Source organism: Alteromonas sp. CH_MED4-4 (assembly GCF_037029575.1).
GTDB classification, from domain to species: Bacteria; Pseudomonadota; Gammaproteobacteria; order Enterobacterales; family Alteromonadaceae; genus Alteromonas; species Alteromonas macleodii.
This window is the reverse complement of the sequence record NZ_JAYMEU010000024.1, coordinates 48636-70321: the sequence shown is the minus strand read 5'-3', so window position 1 is coordinate 70321 and position 21686 is coordinate 48636. Positions and strand designations below refer to the sequence as shown.

Sequence of the window (21686 nt, the reverse complement as noted above, 5' to 3'; positions counted from 1 at the left end):
ATATCCTCAAATAAGTTGAATGACGGTGTCTAAATAACAAGCAAAGTATCTCTTACCTTCAAAAACCAATAAATGGAAATGTTTTTATTTCACAATTCCATAATATGGAATAATATTAGTGTATTCATATCAAACCTGAATGTGACTGTGATGCTTAACAGATTGGAAATGCTCCGGATATTTTGTACTGCTGCTGAGTCTCGCAGCTTTAAAGAAGCGGCTAACCGTCTGGGAATTTCTCCTCAGGCAGTGACACGAGCAGTGAAAGAGTTAGAGCGATTGCAAGGGGAGCTTTTATTTCATCGAAATACTCGACACATACAAGTGACCTTAGTTGGAGAAAAATTTGCTTTGATAGCAAAAGAACGCCTGCGCGCTGTAGATGAATTGTTTCAAACAAGCGCCCCTAACTCGGGTAATGAATTACAAGGGCGGGTTCGTATCGCAGCGCCTGTTGGTTTTGGTCATAAATGCTTGATGCCAGCATTACTGGAACTCTCAACAGTACATCCTCAACTTGATATAGACCTGACACTCAGTGACGAGCGCGTGGATGTAGTTGACGAAAAAATAGATATTGGGATTCGTATCGGCTTCATGAGGGATAGTCGATTTGTTGCCCGCCAGCTCACCAAAATTAATATGCATGTCGTGGCTTCGCCTGAGTTAATAAATAGAGTGGGAAGGCCTGCGTCTATTGAAGATCTAAACCACTTGCCGGTTACAGGGTTAGTAGATCGCAATACGGGAAAGCTTTGGCCATGGGTTTTTTCCATGGACAGACAGTGGACGCCATCCATAACACGTTTTCGAAGTGCCGACACCGAAGCTGAATTAATGGCTATACAAAATGGATTGGGGTTTGCTCAAATTCCTGATTTTTTGGTCCAAGACTTATTACGCCAAGAGAAACTTGTGAGAGTGTTAGAAGAGATCGAGCCGGTGCCTTGGGATTTATATATTTATCGCCCTCAACGTGGTCCAGTACCACAACGTATTCGATTGGTTTTTGATCACTTGGTGTCAAGATTGAGTGTCCGCTAATGGCTAATAGCTGTCGGTGAGGTAATCGTATTAATCAAAACTATCAGTACAATTAGGTGTCACTGATTGTGAGGTCTTGTTGCTAGTAAAGAGGCTCGAGTTCGCTAATTTAAGACCGAGAAGCTTTACAGAAAGGTAACGTTAATCGTCATTAACGTTACTTGAGCTACCGATTATTATTTTGTACCGCTTGATATTTACTAAATGAGCAAATTGGTGTTAACAAAATGATATGTGTGATTACGTCAAAGACGTACGGTATTTGTATCGTTAGATTCATTCAATTCATTTTACGTTTACTGCTTTTCAGCTTCCTTCCGCCTTTTAAAGATGCGCATAGTTTTATAACTGTGCACCTTTCTATATTCTTTAGCCTGATGAATTTTGGTTAATTTGCCTTCTCTTCTATCCATATAAGTCAGAACAGGTTCAACCCGAAAACACTTTTTACTCTGAGAAGAATGTCGTTGGTTTTTTCTCGTGAAATTTCGCTACCTGCTCGTAATATATCGATTAACTGCGCCTTATCCTTAAGGTATTTCTCCCGGCGCTCACGTATTGGCTTCAACACCTCTTGCAGGCACTCTTCCAGTATCTTCTTTGTCGTTCCATCACCAAGGCCACCACGTTGATAGTGTTTTTTGAGTTGACTGACATACTTTATATCTGGGTGAAAAGCATCTAAATACGTGAATACAACATTTCCTTCTACTTTACCTGGGTCTTCAACTTTCAGGTGGTCAGGGTCTGTGTACATGCTACGAACAGCGGTGCTTATCTCTTTTTCTGTAGCGCCAAGGTTTATGGTATTACCCATCGATTTACTCATTTTGTTTTTGCCGTCAGTGCTAGGTAGTCGTGATGCATTGCCGAGTAATGGCTTACACTCTTTCAACACTGGCTTTCCTGCTAATGAGTTAATCTTCCTTACGATTTCATTGGTTTGTTCAATCATTGGCAATTGGTCATCACCAACTGGAACTAGTGTCGCGTTAAACGCGGTGATGTCAGCCGCTTGAGATATTGGATATGTTAAGAAGCCTGCGGGTAAAGAGCGCTCAAAGCCTTTGCTTTTGATTTCACTTTTTACGGTAGGATTACGCTCAAGTCGAGTTACAGTTACCACGTTACTGTAATACATAGTCAACTCAGCGAGTGCTGGTAGCTGTGATTGCAGGCAAACAGTTGTCTTCCTTGGGTCTATGCCAACAGCCAGATAATCAGCCACCACATTTAATATGCTAGATGATACCTTTGATGGATTGTGTGCATTGTCCGTCAGACCTTGCATGTCAGCGACAAGAATGGTCTGGTCATGCTCGTCCTGCAAGGATACACGCTGCTTTAGCGAGCCAACGTAATGACCTAAGTGAAGAGGCCCAGTCGCTCGGTCGCCAGTGAGAATGACTTGTCGTTCGGTATTTGTTTGATTGGTCACGATATATCTCCAAGTAAATGAAACGTGCTACTGGAGATATAAAGAACATACAGACTTAGCTACCTTCCAGCAGCAAAAGAATGTACGAATTCCGTGCCGCTCAGAGTGAGCGCCACCAGTTGAAAGAAGAGGTTGTGTTGATAAGTATCTTTTTCATTTGTATAGGCTATCAAATTAAATTGTGCGTCACAACCACTTGTGTTTTGGTCATTGTCTACCAGAAAAGTTTGACTCTGTGCTATTCGATTACTAGCTGTAAATTCTACTTCTTACTTAATCCCTTCTTCTAAGAATTCATCAATGCTTGAGCCTATAGGCATAGTGCTCTCCCATCTGTTTCGTGATGTGTTAGGTCAGGCATTAAATTATGCTTACATGTGATTTAATATCGATAAAGTGCTTTGGGCTTGTGAGTGTTTATTGTTGAAGTTGCATGAACATCTAAATGAAACAAGTCTTGTAATGTCTGCTATTGGCACAAAACGGAAGTAGTCGAATAAAAGTAGGCTTGTCAGTATCTTCTCTCAAACGAACCTTTAACACAAACGCTACTCTAAACAATCACCGGCGCCCTAAAAAGCAATCCTCGGTGAATACAAATTACCAATCAGCGCTGTATACTTTGTTGGCTGCGGACGCTTCTACTTCTAGTGGGGCTTTATCGTAACCGTATTCAGCCATGTCGAAAAAGTGTTGGGTGACAACTTCATCTAAACTGGCTCGTTCAATCTGTAACACATGCACTAATTCGTGGGCTAACTTGGGTCTATTAAGCTCGAAATCTTTACGAGCATAAATCGAATAGCCGAAAACTTGTGCGTTATTTATTATTCCTTCTCCAACAAGTCCAACGGCTTCGCCAAACACTTTAAGCGCGAAGTTTTCGTAGGGATATGGCACTTCATCTACATAAACAATTCTTACTTTCATCGGCTGTTTTATGCCTATCTCCGCTGCTAGCGCCAATTCTTGTTCGTTCAACGGTTGACCTATTTTTAAGCCTTTCATATCTGTTTGATGTGCCCACTCTATGTACTGCGGCAACAATACGCGTGCTATTATTTTTTCATAGGAGAGTGCCACAACGACTATTACTATAAACAAGGCTAACGATACGAACTTTATAAATTTCATGTGGTTAAAATCCATTTTAAAGGGGGAGTGTGTGCCGCTTACACGCTTTGTTACAAACAGTTGAAGCGTGTAGTCAGCACGACCGACTTGTTGCTATATGCGTAGTAGAGCATATGATGGCGAAGTGTTCCATCAAAGGGCCGTAAGAAAATGTGATTAAAAACAAAGTGAAAGGTTACACACCGCTATTCAACAGTGAATTGTGACTAGCGGCGGTGATGGTTCAAACTACGATATAGAGTTTTATTCATCGTCGTCAGACAGAGTGTTTCTTGGCTTTCGTTTCACAGGAACCATACCAATATCTTCTCCAGACATGGTATCGACACGTTTTTTAGTGCCAGGTTTTGCTGGTTTCGCTACGCGCTTTTTACCACTTTTCGCATTTGATTGTTTCGATACTTTTTTCTTCGGCGTAAAACCTTTGAAAGACGCCGAGAATTCGTCATGCGGTGAACACTCTAACGCATATTGAAGGTGATTCTTAAGCCCCTCGAAACTGTTCCAATCACGAGGGCCAATTAACGAGAATGCTTCGCCTTTTTGCCCAGCACGGCCTGTACGGCCGATACGGTGAATGTATTCATCCGCGTTCTTAGGAAGGTCAAAGTTAACCACCAATCCTACTTTTGATAGATCTAGTCCACGAGAGGCGAGGTCGGTAGTAACCAGAATACTGTGCTGTCCACGAGCAAACGCACTCATTACTGCTGCGCGTTGGCTTTGTAGCATATCACCACGAAGCGCAATAGCTTCTAAGTTTTGTTCGTTAAGCAGTGCTGCAATTCTATCGGTATCTTCACGGGTAGCTGTAAATACGATAGCTTGGTTGTAGGTACGATTGGCTAGTTCAAACTGTAAAATTTGATCTTTGTTATCAACATTGTCTGCAAAGAAGCACTTCTGTTCGATATCGCCATGCTCTGCGGTTGAGTCTCCTACAGCTACACGGACAGCGCCTTTGGTTAACTGCGTTGTCATATGCTTTAGCTCAATATTATCGAGCGTGGCAGAAAACAACATAGTTTGACGCTTTCTGTGATCAGCATAGTCGTTAATCATTTTAAGCTGAGCAGAGAAGCCTAAATCTAACATTCGGTCGGCTTCATCAAAGATAAGCAACTCTAAACCGTTTAAATACACACTTTTATCTAATAGATGGTCGGCTACACGACCAGCGGTACCAACGATAATGTGAGGGTTACGGCGAAGCGCTTTAACTTGGTCGTTATAATTTTCACCACCCACAATAAGTGAACAAGTAAGATTTAGCCCGGTACACATTGATTTAGCTTCAATGAAAACTTGTTTGGCTAGCTCTCGAGTTGGCGCAAGAATAAGTGCGCGTGGGTCTTGACGACTAAGGGCTTTTTGCGACATTAGCCTGTTTATAGCTGGCACTAAAAAGGCGAAGGTTTTACCTGACCCCGTTTTTGATGACGCAATAATATCTTTGCCCTGAATAGCTGGCAGCATAGTGCGTTCTTGAATTTCGGTTAGCGTCGAAATGTTTTTCGTTTCGAGCTTTGAAATAATTTTGTGGTGAACAGGTAAATCAGTAACTAGCAAGAAGGTATAGCCTTTTTAAAATGACATTCGGGCGCATTATCCCTTAATGCACGGTGCATTTAAAGGTTTATTGGAAAGGCTTATGAGTTTGCAGACTGAAGGCAAGTGCTTGTAACAATCGTTACTCAACGAAGAATATAAAGTTAAAGCAAAAATGTGAGTTAACCCAATGGCGCGCGCTTACCACAAGAGCATAAATGCTGAATGATAAGCGCGACATTGCGAAGCACGATTAAATGAAAAGCACAATTAAACGTAGAGTTTAAAACTGCATTTCAGGTACATTTTCAGGAACAACAAGCTTTCCGCCCGTTTTCTCTTTAATTTCGTCTACGCTGACGCCCGGGGCGCGTTCTTGAAGCACAAATGCACCGTCTTCAACACTCAGCACTGCTAAGTCGGTAATAATGCGCGTAATACAGTTCACACCGGTTAACGGTAAGGTGCATTCGCCAAGTAGTTTTGGGTTACCGTGTTTGTCGGTATGGGTCATAGTAACAATTATGTTCTTTGCTCCAGCAACTAAGTCCATAGCGCCGCCCATGCCTTTAACGAGTTTGCCCGGTATCATCCAAGAGGCAATATTACCCGATACATCAACCTCAAATGCGCCAAGTACAGTAAAATCAACGTGGCCGCCGCGGATCATGGCAAAGCTCTCAGCGCTACTAAAAATAGATGCGCCCGTGATAGCCGTTACCGTTTCTTTACCAGCGTTTATCATATCAGCGTCAATTTCATTTTCAGTCGGGTAGCGTCCCATACCCAAAAGACCGTTTTCTGACTGTAGCATCACACTGATGTCGTTTGGCACATAGTTAGCTGCAAGGGTAGGGATACCTATGCCTAAATTGACGTAATCGCCATCTTTAAACTCTTGAGCGACGCGCATTGCGATTTGTTCTCTACTAAGCATTACACTGACTCCTTGCAAACTACACGGCGTTCAATACGTTTTACAAATGAACCTTGAATAACACGGTCAACATAAATCCCGGGAGTGTGGATCTCGCTAGGGTTCAATTCACCAGGCTCTACAATTTCCTCTGCTTCTACCACAGTGATTTTACCTGCAGTAGCGGCCATAGGATTAAAGTTTTGTGCTGTATGGCGATAAATACAGTTTCCGTAAGTATCTGCTTTCCATGCTTTTACAATGGCAAAGTCGCCAGTAATAGCATGTTCAAGAATATAAGGGCGACCGTTGAATTCTTTGACTTCTTTTCCTTCACCAACAGGCGTACCATAACCTGTGGCAGTGTAGAAGGCAGGAATGCCAGCACCACCAGCGCGCATTTTTTCCGCCAGCGTTCCTTGAGGTGTAAGCTCAACTTCCAGCTCACCGTTAAGCAGTTGTTTTTCAAACAGGGCATTTTCACCTACATAAGAAGACACCATTTTTGCTATTTGTTTGTCTTCTAGTAAAAGACCCAAGCCAAATCCATCTACACCGCAGTTATTAGAAACTACAGTAAGTCCAGATACGCCCATATTCTTAATTTGGCCTATTAGTCCTTCGGGTATACCGCACAACCCGAAACCGCCCGCAATAACTGTCATACCATTTTCAAGACCAGCCATTGCTTCTTCGTATGAGGATACAACTTTGTTAAATCCCGCCATTCTCTATCTCCAATGCATTTGTTAAAAATAAGTATCGACATTGTTGCTTCATTTGTAAAATCGAATTAATCTTACGATTAATAAAAACTATTTATTAATCGTCAAGATCAGTTGAAAAGTTTATGGATGTTTCATACCGTCAAATAAAAGCGTTTGTAGAAGTGGCCAAGTCATCAACCTTTGCTGAAGCCGCGGTAAATCTACATTTAACACAGCCAGCTTTGTCATCGGCTATTAAAAAAATGGAAGAGCAGTTAGGCGGTAAGTTATTCCAACGCAATACACGCAATGTAAGCCTAACACCAGAAGGAGAGGTGTTGTTTCCAAATGCTTTGAGGCTACTGCACGACTGGGACAATACTTTTTCTGATATTCAAAATTTGTTTGCTATGGCGAAAGGGCAGCTTACCATTTGCGCTATGCCGTCATTTGCCGAGTCTCATTTACCGAATATCTTGTCAGTATTTCATCAACGAATTCCAAACGTAAACTTACGAATTGTCGATGTAGTAATGGAACAGGTAATTCATGAAGTTACTACTGGCCGCAGCGAGATTGGGTTCTCGTTTGAGCCAGAGCGCAAAGATGGTTTAGTGTTTAAAAGCCTTTTTGCTGATGAGTTTGTTGTTGTGACCAACAAAGCACAATCAGCCCATTTAGGGGAGAAGTTGCATTGGCAGGACTGTCTAAAACTTCCATTGGTAATGATGAATAGGGGATCTGCGGTACGCCACTGGACTCAAACTAAGCTAGCACAATATGGTGAGCTAAATATAATCGCGGAAACGGGGCAGCTATCTACACTAGGAAAGCTTATTCTAAATGGTTTAGGTATATCTATTATGCCGGCGATTTGTAAAGCGCAAATGGAGGGATTGGGGCTAGTAACAAAAGAAATTAGTGACATGCCTCTGGTGAAAAATATTGGAATAATTCGAAATGCGCGAAAAGGGTTATCGCTGCCGGCTCATTCTATGTGGGACATGGCCGTAGCGCATTATGAGTGAAATAATGCGCTTTATAGTTTCTAAGAAAAGGTTCTACCTACCACTTCTTCTTAGGTGCGAACAACTCGTCTAATTCGTCTCTTTCTTCTTCTTGCTTCTTGGCGCGATCTTTTTCGTTCACGCTCTTAAGGTTGCTTTGGATTTCGTGTAACCACTCGTTAAGTGTAGCAAGTTTAGACATTGAGTATTCGTCTTGGGGATTTTGATTTTCTAGTGCGTTTTTCGCCTTTTCAAAATACTGTCTGGCTGACCCAAGCATATTAGTTTGAAGTGCAGCGCGGCCGCGCTTAATCAATGTTTCTACATTTACTTTTACCTGCAAGCGTTCAAGCTGCTTATCTTCATCCATGAATACTTTAGAATCAATTTGCCCTTTACTATGTTCTGAACGAAGAATAATGCGCAGTTTCTTAACGGCCTGAATATATTGAATGATCATTTTGTCGTTGTCGGGTAACGCGAAATCGTTAGTGATGCCGCTATTGTCCGAAAGAGCAGCGGCGGTTGCTTGCTCACTGCTTGAGATACGCTGTTTTAGTTCAGATGTACTCGATAAATCGTTCATTGCTTTTAAGGCATTTAGAATACGATTGTGAAGTATGCCCATAATGCGCGAAGAAACAGGCATGTTTACACAGGCGGCAATAACGTTCTCAGTTTCGTCGACAATAGTACGCTGTTTCGCAAGTTCAGTTCTGCGCTCAGCCTCTTGCTTTTGACGATGTTGTTGCATTGCATTGATAAAGATAGCTGCGATTAGCAAAACAACAATTAATATAATAATAATCACGTACATGCGTGTGTTTCCGTCTGTTTTTTATTTTTTATAACGTTAACGTATTACTACGTACGAGCGTTACTTTTTGTATTACTTAATGTTATCGGTCAATCTTACGGTATTTTTACTTCAAATACACTTCCACCGAGACTCCCGCCGTTGGAAAGGGCAATTGAGCCCACTTTATCTCCTTGAGAATGTGCGTTTGCAATTAACTTCGCAAAAAATAACCCCAACCCCGTTCTTCCTTGGCTTAACTCAAAGTCACAGAGCTCTTCGTGGCTTTTGGTTAACATCGCTTCGGGATAGCCACGACCATCATCCTCTATTTTAATGGTCATGAAGTCGTTCTCGTCTGCCTTGGCACTTACTATTATTTTGGATGTTCCATAGCGCATTGCGTTAATGATTACATCGTTTAATAACAAATAAATTAACTCACTGTCTAAGTACCAGCTAAGGTCATCTTCGATAGCGATGCTTATATCAATATTTTTCTGAGATACATATAACGCATTAGAGCCAACAACATCTTCAACCAAATCTTTGATGAAACTTTCGTCAACGGTAATGGGTAAACTTTCTAATTCAGCCCTGTACAAAGAGAGTACTTGAACAAGATTGGTGTTGAGCCTAGATGCTTCATAATGAACACTCGCAACCTGCTCTCTAGCTTTCTCGTCGTGAGGAGAAAGGGCGTCGCTGAGTGTTTCAATAGATTGAATAAGGAGAAAAAGTGAATTTTTCATATCGTGCACAGCAGCTGCCAACACCGATGAAAAATCAATTGTGGATGTAACTTGTTTACTGCTACTCATTATCTATCTAACACCGTGCTTTTTAATCACCTACCCATAATGTAGAAGAAATCGGACAAAGGCGAATAAATCCCACTCGAAAATGTAAAAATTCAATTATTTTCAACTTTATAATGCCAATTTCGTAATAGCAACTAGTAAAAAAAGGTGGTTTTGGTTATAACGGAGGGAGTACAGTGTCAGTCTATCGCATTAAACGGTGTAAAATATGAAGCTACAGCAACTACGGTATATCGTAGAAGTCCTCAATAACAATTTGAACGTGTCAGCAACAGCAGAGAGTTTATATACCTCACAGCCGGGTATCAGCAAACAAGTTCGCATGTTGGAAGATGAACTAGGTGTTCAGATTTTTGGCCGTAGCGGTAAGCATTTAACACACGTGACAGACGCCGGTAATGATGTAATCAATATAGCTCGTGAAATACTAGCCAAAGTAGAGAGTATTAAAGCGGTAGCAAGGGAGCACACGCTTCCAGATCAAGGTAAACTTAATATTGCGACTACGCATACGCAAGCCCGTTATGCATTACCTGATGTTATTCAGGGTTTCATGAGCAAGTATCCAAAAGTGTCATTACACATGCATCAGGGCACGCCGTCTCAAATTAGCGACCTGGCTGCAAAAGGGGAAGCCGATTTTGCTATCGCTACCGAGGCTCTTCACTTGTACAACGATTTGGTCATGCTTCCTTGTTATCACTGGAATCGCAGTGTAATAGTAAACAAAGACCATCCCTTGTCGAAAAAGGGCACTATCGATATTTCAGACATTGCCAAATATCCGTTGGTTACTTATGTTTTCGGTTTCACCGGGCGCTCTGAATTAGACCAAGCGTTTGAAAGAGCAGGGCTAACACCTAAAATCGTGTTTACCGCAACAGATGCCGACGTTATTAAAACCTATGTTCGCTTAGGTGTCGGTATTGGTGTTATTGCGTCGATGGCGGTAAGCGAAGAATTAGATGATGATCTTGTGAAGATAGATGCAAGTCACCTGTTCGATTACAGCACGACGAAAATTGGATTTAGGAAGGGGTCGTTCTTAAGAAGTTATATGTACGACTTCATTGAGCGTTTTGCGCCTCATCTGACCAAGGACAAGGTTGAGAAAGCTATGATGCTGAAAAATAACGAAGAAGTGGAAAAAATGTTTAAAGGCGTGACGCTTCCAGTAAAGTAAACGTAGCGCTTGTTGAAAACGTTCATTAAAAAGGGGCTAATTGCCCCTTTTTTCATTCCATACATTGTCTAGTTAGAACGAGGTGCTAACATTCGATAATATTTACCGCGAGTCCACCTCTCGCCGTTTCTTTATATTTAGTCTTCATATCATTACCGGTATCGCGCATGGTTTTAATAACCTTATCTAGCGATACTTTTTGCTCACCGGTTCCGCGCAGTGCAAGACGAGAAGCATTAATGGCTTTGATTGCACCCATGGCATTTCGCTCAATGCACGGAACCTGAACCAAGCCACCCACGGGATCACAAGTAAGGCCGAGGTTGTGCTCCATACCGATTTCCGCAGCGTTCTCTACCGAGGCAGCTGTGCCCCCCATAATTTCAGCTAACGCGCCTGCAGCCATTGAACAAGCGACGCCTACTTCTCCTTGGCAACCTACTTCAGCACCTGAGATTGACGCATTCTCTTTATAGAGAATACCAATAGCGCCTGCGGTAAGCAGGAATCGACTTGCTACTTCTTCATCAACAGGTCGAATAAACTTATCTACGTACTGTAGAACAGCCGGAATGATACCCGCTGCACCATTTGTAGGTGCAGTTACAACACGGCCGCCAGCTGCATTTTCTTCGTTTACAGCTAAAGCAAACAAGTTAACCCAATCCATAGTCTGCATAGGGTCGTTTGTGTGTTCAGTTTGAAGTCGACGGTATAGTCCAGGTGCGCGGCGAACTACTTTAAGCCCGCCAGGTAAAATACCTTCGCTTTCGATACCTCGTTGAATACAAGCTTTCATTACTAACCAAATGTTGTGTAGCTGTTGCTTCACTTCGTGCTTGGGCCTGAAGGTTGATTCGTTACGTAGCATCAGTGAACTAATGCTTAAGCCGTTAGTTTTACACAGAGCAAGAAGGTCACCGGCCGTTTTAAAAGGGAAGGGTACTGATGCTTGCAGGCTGGCTGCATGCGCTTTGGTCGCATCGAAGTCTTCGTCTTTTATGATAAAACCACCGCCAATACTGTAATAAGTTTGCTGTTTTACAAGCTCATCTTTCGCGTACGCATAAAACGATAAGGCATTAGCGTGTTTGGGGAGCGTTTTACGGCGATGAAAAACAATGGCGTTTTTGTTAGGAAAGCGCACTAATTTCTGGCCATTAAGGCAAAGCTTTTCCGTGTTGCGTATTTCTTCAAGTTTAGTCTCGATGCTGTCCACATCGACAACGTCTGGAAGTTCTCCTAGTAAACCGAGGATAACAGCTTTTCCTGTTCCGTGGCCGATACCGGTTTGGCCTAATGACCCAAACAGTTCAACTTTCACGCTATCCACTGAATCAAAAAGCGCAGCTTCCTGAGCGAGTTCGGTGACAAACTCGGCGCCTGCTTTCATTGGTCCTACGGTGTGCGAACTCGATGGGCCAATGCCCACGCTGAACATATCAAATACACTGATCATAAACTTTCAAAATTAAAACAAAGTAATAGTAAGATCATGCATCCACCACGGAAAAACCACAATACAGAAAAGCTAATAAAGGGATTAGTTTTGCTAATACGCTGTAAAGTTTAATTTATAGTACACGCAAGAGCGGTTAAGCAAATACAAAGGCTAAGGATGAATATGATGAGATAAATTGCGTAACATTGCCGCCGTTGCGCCCCATATCATGCGGTTTTTCCATGGGATAAAGTAAATTGGAAAAGCCTTTTTATCGCGATGCGTCGTGTGAACTAAATGATTTCTTCTGTCTAAAACATGTGCGAGAGGCACTTCAAAAGCGCTTTCTACCTCATTTTTGTCAATAATCGGTGTAAAGTCAGGATTTACAAAGCCAACAACTGGCGCAATTTCATATCCGCTGATTGTTCGGTATCTAGGCAACATTCCTACTACGTCTACGTGAGTAGCGGGTAAACCAACTTCTTCTTCTGCTTCTCTAAGTGCCGCGTCAAAAAAAGAGTTATCAGCTTCGTCGACCGCTCCGCCTGGAAAACTGATTTGACCTGGATGATGCTTGAGGTGGTGCGCTCGTTCAGTAAGCAGTAATTGAAGCGAATTGCCATAATCTATCAGGGGGATAAGTACAGCCGCAGGGCGTCCTGTTTTTCGCAACGGAAAATCTGGCTCGGTGTGAGGCTGCCTTAAGTGGTGAAACTGTGATAGAAATTCGTTCTTTGTCATAGATATTTGTTTACAACCTATATGCTTACCTTTGTGCTAGCACATTACATACAAATACTGTGCTATTGGTTAATTGATTCAAGTACTGGCAGTATTCTAGACACTTTATCTAGGGTTTCTTGATATTCTTCGCTAGAAACAGAATCTAGCACAATACCACCACCGGCCCAGCAATGTAATCGACGGTTCTCTGCCAATACGGTTCTAATACAAATACTTGAATCCATGTCTTCACGAAAACCCATATAGAACACGCTGCCACAGTAGATATTCCGGCGGTGTGGCTCTAGCTCATCGATAACTTCCATCGCACGGATTTTCGGTGCTCCAGTTATTGACCCCCCAGGAAATGCTGATGCCAGAAGCGATAAAGGCGAAGAAGATTCATTTAATTCACCAGTTACCGTACTTACTAAATGGTGCACAGCCTGATAACTTTCAAGAGCAAAGAGTGCAGGTACGTTCACCGAGTGAGGTTTGCAGTGCTTTGAAATATCGTTGCGCAGCAGATCTACAATCATGAGATTTTCTGCACGGTCTTTTTCTGCTGAGAGCAAGCTCTGAGCACTAGCGGCATCTTCTTCTTTGTCTTCAAATCGCGGGCGTGTACCCTTTATCGGTTTTGTTTCTACAACCCCATCTTTAACGCGTAGAAAGCGTTCTGGTGAAATGGAAGCAATACAGCCTTGGGGAAGGTTATAAAAAGCTGAAAATGGCGCTTGATTTTGATTGCGTAGCTCACAATATGCTTGCCACATATTCCCTTCAAACGCCGCGCTAAAACGTTGCGCCATATTTACTTGGTAGCAATCACCGGCACGCAAATAGGCGTGTATTTTATCCAAACAAGCTTCGTATTCCGTTTTAGACAAATTTGATTCGAACCGCGACGTTAACTTGAAATTTGGCTCAGGTGTTTCGTCGTTGAACGAAGAAAAAAACTGAGTCAGCGGTTGACTGTCAACGGAGCAATAATAGATATAACCTGTTTTTGTATCTTCAATAAGTGAACGAAGATAAAGGCCAACCGCGAAATCAGGGGTTTCGTAGTCATCTTTGGCGATGCTTGGCATGGTTTCATAAAAGCGCCCAGTATCATAGCCTGCCATACCAGCCACACCGATAATAAAAGGGAGGTGCGCTGTATTTACACTGGCATGTATCTCCACATTTGAAACGCGCGCATGTAAGTGTGATTGCACCGCTTCAAAGGGGGTCAATGTCAATTGCTGACGCTTTGAAGTGTTTAGTTCGATGAGTTGAACCTTATCACCTTTTGCTTCGATAACTGCGGAAGGTGAAAATGCCATAATATTGAAGCGTCCTTCACTTTTCGACGAACCGGAAGTATCTAGTAAAAGGGAATATGGGTGTGTAGAGACTCGCTTAAAAAGTGCATTGAAAACGGCTGTGATCTCGTCACAATTTAGCGCTAATTTATCGGCTAATTCCTCTGCAGTGAAACGGGAAACATGAACGTGAATAGTATCTGCGTGTGACATAGGTGTTTTCTGTACTTCTTTTTATCGTGGGCGTTTGGTGCTTGAATTAAGCACAAACTTCCTTCTATTTTTAACTGGCGTTAACAAATAAGGGCTAATAACCGATCACATTAGGCTGCTTTTTCAGATATCCCTTCAGCATAGTTTTTAAAAATGACTGGAATTAGCCACAAGCACATGGTTTTACATGGTGCGTTGTCTTCAGATGCGCTAGTATACGCTTTTTTAGCTAGCTAAGACCACGAAAGCCAAATAAAAAGAGGATGTCATGACCGTTATCCGTCAACAAGACTTCATTGACAGCATTGAAGATGCCCTGCAATTTATTTCTTATTATCACCCGCTCGATTACGTTAAAGCCGTAGAAGAAGCCTATAAAAAGGAAAAGAGCCAAGCCGCGAAAGACGCGATGGCGCAAATTCTTATCAACTCACGCATGTCTGCAGAGGGTAAACGCCCTTTGTGTCAAGACACGGGGATCGTAACCTGTTTTGTTAAAGTTGGTATGGGTGTGACATGGGATAAAACTGACATGACCGTTCAAGAAATGGTTGATGAAGGTACACGTCGTGCATACCTTAATCCAGACAATCCACTTCGCGCCTCTATCGTTGCTGACCCTGCCGGTGCGCGCAAAAACACCAAAGACAATACGCCATCTGTTGTGCATATCGACATGGTAGCGGGTGAAAAGATCGAAGTGATGATCGCGGCTAAAGGCGGCGGTTCTGAAAACAAGTCTAAAATGGTAATGCTTAACCCAAGCGATGATATTGCTGACTGGGTAGTAAAAACTTTGCCGACGATGGGGGCAGGCTGGTGCCCTCCAGGAATGCTGGGAATAGGTATTGGCGGTACGGCTGAAAAAGCAGCGGTACTTGCAAAAGAAAGCCTTATGGACCCAGTAGACATCCAAGAGCTTATAGAGCGCGGCCCGCAAACTACCGATGAAAAACTTCGCTTAGAAATTTTTGACCGCGTAAATAAGTTGGGTATCGGTGCACAAGGCCTAGGTGGTTTAACGACCGTTGTTGACGTTAAGATTAAGTCGCTACCTACTCACGCTGCGTCAAAACCTGTAGCAATGATCCCTAACTGTGCGGCGACTCGTCACGCACATTTTTATCTAGATGGTTCGGGTCCAGCGGAGCTTACGCCACCTAAATTAGAAGATTGGCCAGAAGTAACTTGGGAAGTGAGCGAAAACACTCGCCGCGTTAACCTTGATGAAGTAACAAAAGAAGATATCCAAGAGTGGAAAGTAGGCGAAACGGTACTGCTGTCAGGTAAGATGCTTACCGGTCGTGATGCTGCTCACAAGCGCATTCAAACCATGATGGAAAATGGTGAAGGTTTACCAGAGGGCGTTGATCTAACTAACCGCTTTATCTATTACGTTGGTCCTGTTGACGCTGTAGGTGACGAAGTGGTTGGTCCGGCTGGCCCGACAACGGCTACCCGTATGGATAAGTTCACTGACATGATGCTAGAGAAAACAGGCCTTATTGGCATGATTGGAAAGGCAGAGCGTGGTCCAGCAACCGTTGATTCAATTGCTAAACACAAAGCGGTTTATCTAATGGCAGTTGGAGGTGCAGCGTACCTTGTATCTAAAGCCATTAAGAAATCTCGTGTCGTAGCATTCGAGGACTTAGGTATGGAAGCAATTTACGAGTTCGACGTAGAAGACATGCCAGTAACCGTTGCAGTAGACAGTACGGGGGCCAATGCTCACAAAAATGGTCCGGCCATTTGGAAAGCAAAAATTGAAGAGCTTGATGCCTCGCTATCTAAATAGAGAGGAAGACAAAACTTAAGGTGAGCCGTTCTGCTTAAGAAAGCTAATTAGGTTTTTCATCACAGTATAAAAAACGGGTGCAATAGCACCCGTTTTGATTTGTGTAGTTTCATTTTTTCAAAGGATTACGTGCTAGACGTTTTGCCCCAATTTCATTTTAAATTTATACCAGTTGGTATATTTATCTGATTTTGTTTATAGTGCTGTACAAAATAACAGTATGAACGTGCACTATGTTAATTAACCTTATTTCTAGCGAGCCCATTTCCTTTCTTATAGCCTTCGTAAGTGTGTGTGCTTTTTCACTTTATTCATTTATTCGAGGCCAGGCGAATGCCACCAAGATAGCGCAGCTTTCGCAAATCAATGAGCAGCTACAAAATGATTTGAATAGCGAGCGTATTGCTATTGCCAAGCTTCAAGCACAAAACGAAGCGCACCAAGCAAGAATTCAGGCGCTTCATGCTGCGCATGAAGATAAGCTTGCGTCTATGAATGCATCTGAACAACGTCTGCATACGCAATTCGAAAATCTAGCAAATCGCATATTCGAAGAAAAGCAACAGCGTTACACGCAACAAACAAAACACAATATAGAAGCTGTTTTGGCGCCATTCAAAAACGAGTTAGATGGTTTTAAACGTCAAATCTCAGAACAACACATACGTGAGGGGCAGGAGCGAGCCTCACTTAAAACAGAGATTCTAAGTTTAAAGGCTCTCAACCAGAAAATTACGGAAGAAGCTGCAGCGCTGACCAATGCACTAAAAGGTGACAATAAAAAGCAAGGAAACTGGGGCGAAGTAGTGCTTGAGCGGATACTCAAAGAATCTGGTTTACGCGAGGGTCATGAATTTGAAACACAAATGTCAGCAACATCAGAGAACGGCAAGCGATTTCAACCAGATGTCGTGGTGCATTTGCCAAATGATAAAGATGTGATCATAGATTCAAAAGTAAGTTTGGCGGCCTATGAAAGGTATTACAACTGTGATGATGAAGCTGAGAAAGCGCAATTTTTAAGTCAACATGTGGCTTCTATAAAAGGGCACATCAAAGGCTTAGGCGCGAAGGACTACCAAACGCTGAAAGGCATAAAGACACTGGATTATGTGTTACTTTTCATTCCCATTGAGCCTGCATTTCTGATTGCTGTCGAAGAAGAACCAGATTTAGTCACAATGGCACTTAATCACAATATCATGTTGGTTAGCCCAACTAATTTACTGGTTGCACTGCGTACTATTAATAACATTTGGCAGTATGAGTACCAAAATCAAAACGCACAGCTTATTGCGGAACAAGCAGCAAAGCTTTATGACAAGTTCGTTGGGTTTGTGACGGATATGGAAAAAGTAGGTAAGTCGATGGATACCGCTCACGCAAACTACGAACAAGCAATGAATAAGTTAACCAGTGGAAGAGGGAACTTGGTAAGGCAAATAGAAAAGTTTAGAGAACTTGGCGTACAACCCAGTAAGCGAATGTCTCAGCACTTACAGCAACTTTCTCAAGACGATTAAAAAAGGCCGCAATTGCGGCCTTTTTTCTCTTATCAAAAAACGTTATGAACGTTTCATGCGTCTACGTAGGTAAACTGCTGGAGCAAGAAGCAATGCAATCCAGCCCATTGAACCACCAGACTTATCGTTAACGCGAATAGTCACGCTTTCTGTAGTAGTTTCAATACCATCTGAAGCCGTTACTTGAACCGTTACACGGTTAGACTGTTCGTTACTAGGCGCTGTATCAGTGAACGAAGTGCGCTCTACACCGTTAATGGTGATAGTCACGTCGTCTCCGTCTGCGTCAGTTGCAGAAGCAGTTACAGTGTAAGACTGACCTTCATCAACGCTAGTTGGAGCAGATATTGAAATAACTGGAGCATCTTGCACACCTGCAACCGCTACAGTTACTGTGCCTTCACCAACAATTTCACCTTCAACTGGCTCTTCGTTTTCATCAATTGTACCTTCAACACGAACGGTGTATGTAAATGAATCTTCACCGAAGAAGTCAGTATTTGGTGCATACGTTACTGTTCCATCATCATTTACAGTTACTGTGCCATTTGCTGGCTCACCAGAAATTACAACTGTTGATGGATCAAGAGGCGCTTTATCAATAGTGATAGGCGTAAACGTACGGAACTCACCAGACAGAGAGTCCATGGTGAATTTATTGATGATTGTGCTGTCCATTTCGTTAGCAAGAATGTTAGCCGTTACCGACGCATCTTCGTTAACTGACAACATGTCGTCCATATACTCACTAGATGGAACAACAGTACCTGCGTAACTGATAGTAACTTCGTCACCCGCATTAGCAGTTAGTACAAATTCGTCACCTTCAACTGGAAGGGTACCTTGAAGGCCCGCAGATGTTAGTGCAGCGTATGTTGTACCAACGCTACCTGAAATGTTTTCGGCACCAACTACCGTTGCGTAAACAGGTGAGTCCATTGGACCATATACAAAGTTTACGTTGCCTGTTTCGTACTCAAACCACAACTGGAAGTTAAAGCTTGTGCCATCTTCATTCCAAATTTGAGCGTTTTCCCACTCAACAACAAAGTGACCTGTTGTAAGGCTTACTGCGTAGATATTACCAGCGCCTGCACCGCCACCCGCAAGGTCAAAATCAGTCCAATAAGGTGCGACAATATTGTTTGGCTCACTTAGGCTTGGCAATACTTCTGCAAACGGTGTAGTAATGTTGCCAGAGCTTGTACCTAAAGATACAAAACCATTAGATGAAATCTGCATGGTTGTGTATTCGCTACCTAAGTAAGTGATAGTGCGAGGTAGGCTTACTTCAATTGAAGCGTCATCACACGAACCAGAGCACTCTAGCGGCGCAACACCAATAGATGCCATTGGTACGTAACGGTCAAGTCCAAAACCTTCAAGTATGTCACCAATAGTAGTATCTGCGTTCATCGAGAAAGAAGCAGTGTTAAGTGCGCCTTCCCAATATACGGTACCTGAGTCAGCGTCATAGCTTACTGGCTCTTGGTTTCCGTTTTTAACAGCAGAAATTGTAGAAGGGTTAATCGCATATTTGTGGTCAATTTCACCCGTGATGCTGATCATACCAGTTACGTCAGTGTTAGTAGCAAACGCTTCGGTTACTACCAATTCACCTTCAGCTGCTACTTGCGTGCTTACATCGCTATCAAACAATGATGGTTCATCACTGCTAATAGGATAGATAGCTACTGGGATGAAGTAATCGGTTGTTGTGTCGTCAGTGTCTGCCCAATTAATACCACCGAAAGACCATGACCCTGTAGACGCTGTTGTTACATCTACTGCTACCATAATTTCAGCTGAAGCACCTGCTGCAAGGGTTGCCATTTGAGGTGTAACGGTTGCAGAAATAGCTGAGTCATTAAACATTGCTGTAGCATCGACTGTAACTTCTTCATCGCTGGTGTTTGTTACAGTGATAGACATTTCGCAGTTCAGGTAGCAGTTACCGTCTACTAAGCTTAAATCGCTATAAGTTAGCTCTACCGTTGTTGCACGAGGAAGATCTAAACGACCTGCACCCATGTCAAAGTTGTCTGCTGCGGTAGACGCATCTTCTTTCAAAATATCGCGAATTGAAGAAGTAACAAGCGCACTCTTTATCTGCTGTGCAGTCCAATCAGGATGCATTTGCTTAAGAAGTGCAGCTGCACCAGCTACGTGTGGCGATGCCATTGAAGTACCGTTCTTGAACGAGAAGTTCTGGTCTTCGTGTCCTGGTGCATCCGGTGATTCGCCAGAGAAGATGCGAGTACCAGGAGCAGCAATATTAGGCTTAAGGAACGTCGGGTCGCCGTTAGGACCGCGAGAGCTGCTTTCATTCATGATGTCAGCAAGGCTGTCTGAAACAACGCGAACAATATCGCTACCGATAGTTACATTTAGCGACTCTTCAGTAGTTTCAGCTAGGTTAGCAAGCGCTAAACCTGGTGTAGCAGGAAGCATAAGTGATGGAATTGTTTGAGCTTCACTTAAGCCGCCCATTAATATTGGCGCTTCACCGCGTCCATCAACGTTATGAATAAGAACAGCAGTTGCTCCCGCTGCCTCTGCGTTCTCAATTTTAGTCACGAAACCACACGTACCACGGCTGATAAGCGCAATTGCACCATCGAACGCGCCCGCAGCAAATGCATCACAACCTTCAACGTTTGCCGCATCTACTTCGCCTGCATAAACAACAGGTGCAGTAATTGGGCTATCAAATACAATGGCAGGGTTGCCGACTGAGTAAAGTGCCGGAATAGAACCTAAAGTGGTATCGCCTTCAACGGTCACCTCGTTTGCGAACAAACGACCTGTTGTTGTATTTGCGACCGTTATTACGTCTTCTGAACAACCAGGACAGCCAATAGTGCCAGCACCCGGACCATCGTTACCCGCTGCAAAAACGGTAACAACGCCCGCATCGTGCATGGCTTCAAGTACGTCTTCATATACTGAGCCGTTAGGGTTTCCACCTGCACCGCCACCCCACGAGTTATTTACAATGTCAGCACCATCTGTAAGCGCAGCTTCAAGCATAGAAAGCAGCATTGAAGAAGCACCGCTAGAAGAAGCAGGGTTAGCTGGTGTGGCATACAAACCTTTGTAAACCATTAGATAAGCAGCTGGCGCAACACCAGAGATTTCAGCTTCTGCGCCATCGCGCTCTGCCATTACCCCGTAATTACCTACTGCTGTACCTGCTACGTGCGTACCGTGTCCATTGAATCCTAGCGGGCTCTCGTATTCTTCTTCAACAACAGAGAAGCCTTCTACGATGTCTGCTGCGCGAGCAACAATCAGTTTATTGTTACAAAAATCAGGAACTTCTGAACAGTAGTCGTCAGTAGGAAGTGTCGCAGCATCAGGTGCTGTAAAATTTTCACCACTGAATAAAGGGTTTTCTGGACGAATACCACTATCGATGATCGCTACTTTCACGCCTGCACCGGCGCTTTCCTTGCCGCCGAACTGTTCCCACGTTTGAACTGCACCGATCAGATCCAAACTAGCGTCCATTTGGGCATGGTGTACTAAGTCTGGGTATACCGCTTTTACCGTTGAAAGGCTGGAAAGCTTATCAAGTGCACTCTTTGAAACGATACCCGCAAAACCATTAAATGCTGCTGTGTAAGACATGTCAGCTTTGAATGACTTATCGAATGACTTGATAGACTGGATAACCGATTGCTGTTGAGCTTCAAGGAAAGATTGATATTCCTTCGCTGCATTTGACTTGAAATTTACCTTTTGACCTTTGTGGGCAGCCATGCTGCTTACACTTGGATTTACTGCGCTGAATTGCGCCATAGGCACGTCAGTAAGTTGTACGATAACACGTACGCTATCACTATCCGCTTGGATTGCATTTGCAAGAATATTCTTTTTGTCGAAGGATGCTTCGATGGCGTTACGTTGTTCAACGCTGTGGCCAGATAATTGATTTGATATTGCTAGTGCACCAAAGGCTGAGCCTGTTAATGCGGTAGCAATAACCGTACTAAGGATTGTTTTTTTCATAATTATTCTCGTGTGAATAGTTCCCTGGAGCCCAACGATTTTTTTGTTTGCTTAAAAGGTCATTCGCCTTTTT

General features: G+C 43.1%; 16 protein-coding genes. 5 read left to right on the top strand and 11 right to left on the bottom strand.

Annotated elements, in window-relative coordinates; translation table 11 throughout:
* Positions 1-150 precede the first annotated feature (150 nt).
* A complete protein-coding gene (locus tag WA381_RS15575; protein ID WP_156087343.1) occupies positions 151-1044 on the top strand; it encodes a LysR family transcriptional regulator in 894 nt (297 codons plus the stop codon).
* Between the two features lie 418 nt (positions 1045-1462).
* Here the strand turns inward: WA381_RS15575 and trpS are convergent, their stop codons facing one another.
* The 5 genes from trpS to WA381_RS15550 form a co-directional block, all read right to left on the bottom strand.
* Complete coding sequence (trpS, locus tag WA381_RS15570; RefSeq protein WP_197044408.1) at positions 1463-2482, bottom strand: tryptophan--tRNA ligase; 1020 nt, start codon at positions 2480-2482, stop codon at positions 1463-1465.
* A gap of 600 nt (positions 2483-3082) precedes the next feature.
* A complete protein-coding gene (locus WA381_RS15565) occupies positions 3083-3616 on the bottom strand; it encodes a hypothetical protein (protein ID WP_156086437.1) in 534 nt (177 codons plus the stop codon).
* A gap of 243 nt (positions 3617-3859) precedes the next feature.
* Entirely contained in the window at positions 3860-5185 is a 1326-nt protein-coding gene (locus WA381_RS15560; protein ID WP_014976575.1) for a DEAD/DEAH box helicase, read from the bottom strand.
* Between the two features lie 262 nt (positions 5186-5447).
* On the bottom strand, positions 5448-6101 hold the full coding sequence (locus tag WA381_RS15555) for a CoA transferase subunit B (protein ID WP_156086438.1): 654 nt from the start codon (positions 6099-6101) through the stop codon (positions 5448-5450).
* Positions 6101-6808: a CoA transferase subunit A gene (locus WA381_RS15550; protein ID WP_156086439.1), complete on the bottom strand. Its 708-nt coding sequence runs from the start codon at positions 6806-6808 to the stop codon at positions 6101-6103. Before WA381_RS15550 ends, WA381_RS15555 begins: the two co-directional genes overlap by 1 nt.
* Positions 6809-6930: 122 nt before the next feature.
* On the opposite strand from WA381_RS15550, the gene WA381_RS15545 reads away from it, so the two are divergent.
* On the top strand, positions 6931-7815 hold the full coding sequence (locus tag WA381_RS15545; RefSeq protein WP_156086440.1) for a LysR family transcriptional regulator: 885 nt from the start codon (positions 6931-6933) through the stop codon (positions 7813-7815).
* Positions 7816-7852: 37 nt separating this feature from the next.
* Here the strand turns inward: WA381_RS15545 and WA381_RS15540 are convergent, their stop codons facing one another.
* Together WA381_RS15540 and WA381_RS15535 are read right to left on the bottom strand one after the other, a co-directional pair.
* Positions 7853-8611, bottom strand: a complete 759-nt coding sequence (locus WA381_RS15540; protein ID WP_014949522.1) for a hypothetical protein — start codon at positions 8609-8611, stop codon at positions 7853-7855.
* 95 nt (positions 8612-8706) lie between these two features.
* Positions 8707-9411 carry a sensor histidine kinase gene (locus WA381_RS15535; protein ID WP_014976578.1) on the bottom strand — a complete coding sequence of 235 codons (705 nt, stop codon included), beginning with the start codon at positions 9409-9411 and terminating at the stop codon, positions 8707-8709.
* A 208-nt stretch (positions 9412-9619) separates the two neighbouring features.
* Here WA381_RS15535 and cysB point away from each other — a divergent pair, with 208 nt between their 5' ends.
* Positions 9620-10594: an HTH-type transcriptional regulator CysB gene (gene cysB / locus WA381_RS15530; RefSeq protein WP_014949524.1), complete on the top strand. Its 975-nt coding sequence runs from the start codon at positions 9620-9622 to the stop codon at positions 10592-10594.
* An 85-nt stretch (positions 10595-10679) separates the two neighbouring features.
* On the opposite strand, the gene WA381_RS15525 is transcribed toward cysB, so the two are convergent.
* The 3 genes from WA381_RS15525 to pabB all read right to left on the bottom strand — a co-directional run bounded on the left by WA381_RS15525 (position 10680) and on the right by pabB (position 14281).
* Positions 10680-12053, bottom strand: a complete 1374-nt coding sequence (locus WA381_RS15525; RefSeq protein WP_156086441.1) for an L-serine ammonia-lyase — start codon at positions 12051-12053, stop codon at positions 10680-10682.
* 153 nt (positions 12054-12206) lie between these two features.
* Complete coding sequence (locus WA381_RS15520) at positions 12207-12779, bottom strand: CoA pyrophosphatase (protein WP_014949526.1); 573 nt, start codon at positions 12777-12779, stop codon at positions 12207-12209.
* 62 nt (positions 12780-12841) lie between these two features.
* Positions 12842-14281, bottom strand: coding sequence for an aminodeoxychorismate synthase component I (gene pabB / locus WA381_RS15515; RefSeq protein ID WP_156086442.1), 1440 nt, complete (start codon positions 14279-14281; stop codon positions 12842-12844).
* Positions 14282-14549: 268 nt separating this feature from the next.
* Here pabB and WA381_RS15510 point away from each other — a divergent pair, with 268 nt between their 5' ends.
* Positions 14550-16079: a fumarate hydratase gene (locus WA381_RS15510; protein WP_014949528.1), complete on the top strand. Its 1530-nt coding sequence runs from the start codon at positions 14550-14552 to the stop codon at positions 16077-16079.
* A 233-nt stretch (positions 16080-16312) separates the two neighbouring features.
* Positions 16313-17602 (top strand): DNA recombination protein RmuC, encoded by a 1290-nt coding sequence (gene rmuC / locus WA381_RS15505; protein WP_156078364.1) that lies wholly within the window; start codon positions 16313-16315, stop codon positions 17600-17602.
* 42 nt (positions 17603-17644) lie between these two features.
* Here rmuC and WA381_RS15500 read toward each other — a convergent pair whose 3' ends face one another.
* Positions 17645-21613, bottom strand: a complete 3969-nt coding sequence (locus tag WA381_RS15500) for a S8 family serine peptidase (RefSeq protein WP_061485897.1) — start codon at positions 21611-21613, stop codon at positions 17645-17647.
* Between the last annotated feature and the right edge of the window lie 73 nt (positions 21614-21686).